At 55.0% G+C, this 1,303-nt stretch carries 3 protein-coding genes; 1 reads left to right on the top strand and 2 read right to left on the bottom strand.

What is annotated here, in order from left to right:
- Positions 1–280 (top strand): EamA family transporter (locus INT22_RS07765; RefSeq protein ID WP_193067998.1); only part of this gene is annotated, 280 nt, incomplete at its 5' end.
- A gap of 18 nt (positions 281–298) precedes the next feature.
- Here INT22_RS07765 and INT22_RS07760 read toward each other — a convergent pair.
- On the bottom strand, positions 299–823 hold the full coding sequence (locus tag INT22_RS07760; protein ID WP_193067997.1) for a DUF192 domain-containing protein: 525 nt from the start codon (positions 821–823) through the stop codon (positions 299–301).
- The coding region (locus tag INT22_RS20470; protein ID WP_226912504.1) for a TOBE domain-containing protein at positions 820–1,303 on the bottom strand (484 nt) is incomplete at its 5' end. The genes INT22_RS07760 and INT22_RS20470, both read right to left, overlap by 4 nt.

Raw genomic sequence — 1,303 nt, 5'->3', positions numbered from 1 at the left:
TCAGCAAGCGAGTTGGCGCGGGTGGGGAGCGATGACTTACACCGCGGTAATGTCATCAATTGTTGCTTACGGCATTTGGTATGCCTTACTACGCCGCCATCCTGTGAATCGCGTGGTGCCAATGACCTTGCTGGTACCGGTACTTGCTGTTGGCTTGGGCGCGCTGTTGATGGGCGACAGCCTAGGTATTCATAAGCTGGTAGGCGGGGGGCTTGTGGTAGCCGGTATTGCCCTGATCGTGCTCAACGTTGGTAAGCGTCGCCCAGCAAAGCCACTGTAGTACGCCGGTATCGGCACTCTATGCATCAGGGCGGCAAAACCCTGCCAGAGCAGGGACTGATACGCAGTCGCCCACCTGGATACCGCGCTCAGCGAAGTAGCCTGCGTTAACCTCCAGCGCGGCATGGTAAGACGCACCGGCTGGGTAAGCGGGGCACTCTCGAGGGGTATCAGACGCACAGGGTTGCATGGTATTGATCGCCACAATGCGCCCTTCTCCGTTGATAAAAGCAATATCCAACGGGATTAACGTGCGGTACATCCAAAAGGCGTTGCCAGCGGGCTGTTCGCTCTCAAACCGAAATAACATGCCACGCTCTTCAGGCAGGTGCTCGCGCTCCATTAAGCCGCGCTGTCGCTGGGAGGCGGTCTCGGCCACTTCAACGTCTAATCGATGCGGGCCTTCCTGGCTGTGAATCGCCAGCGGCAATGTCGAGGCTTGGCGAGATTCATCAGCCCAAGCGCTCAACAGCGGCAACGGTAAACTCGCCGCTAGTGAAACTCCCAAAGACGTCTTCAGTAGCTGACGGCGAGTAACAGTCATGACAAGTTCCTTTTTTGATGAGAGGACATATTAGTAGAAGACTGGTTATTTGAAGACAGGTTATTTGAGGACATATGGCGTGACGACATAGCAACATGTTTTCCCGACATAATATGAATGCCTTCAGCAAGCAACGACACATGTACCTGCTCCCCCAGCGCTAGCTGGTTGCGTCTAGCAGCATGGGTGGCAATATCGAAACGTAGCATATCGCCATGCAAAACACGCAGCGAGATTGAGGTGATACCGCCAAGAACGACCATTTCATGCACGGTAGCGGCCACTGGGTTTTCACGCTCACCCTGTGAAGGTCGACCACGGCGATGCAGCACAATATCGGAAGGCGGTAAGTACCACGTCACTCTCTCACCCTGCGGCAGATCAGAGAGGCCTACGGCAACCTCTAAGTATCGATCCCCCCACTGCAGCCGTTTCTGGCCATTAACACTGGTCACTTCACCCTCGAAAATATTGTGGCGA

It is taken from the genome of Halomonas sp. 3D7M (genome assembly GCF_014897885.1).
Lineage (GTDB): Bacteria > Pseudomonadota > Gammaproteobacteria > Pseudomonadales > Halomonadaceae > Vreelandella.
Note: the sequence above shows the minus strand (reverse complement) of the source record. Positions and strands in the feature narration are given on the sequence as shown.

Coding starts and splice junctions, on each gene's coding strand:
- INT22_RS07760 (WP_193067997.1), bottom strand. CDS start 823: ATGACTGTTACTCGCCGTCAGCTACTGAAGACGTCTTTGGGAGTTTCA.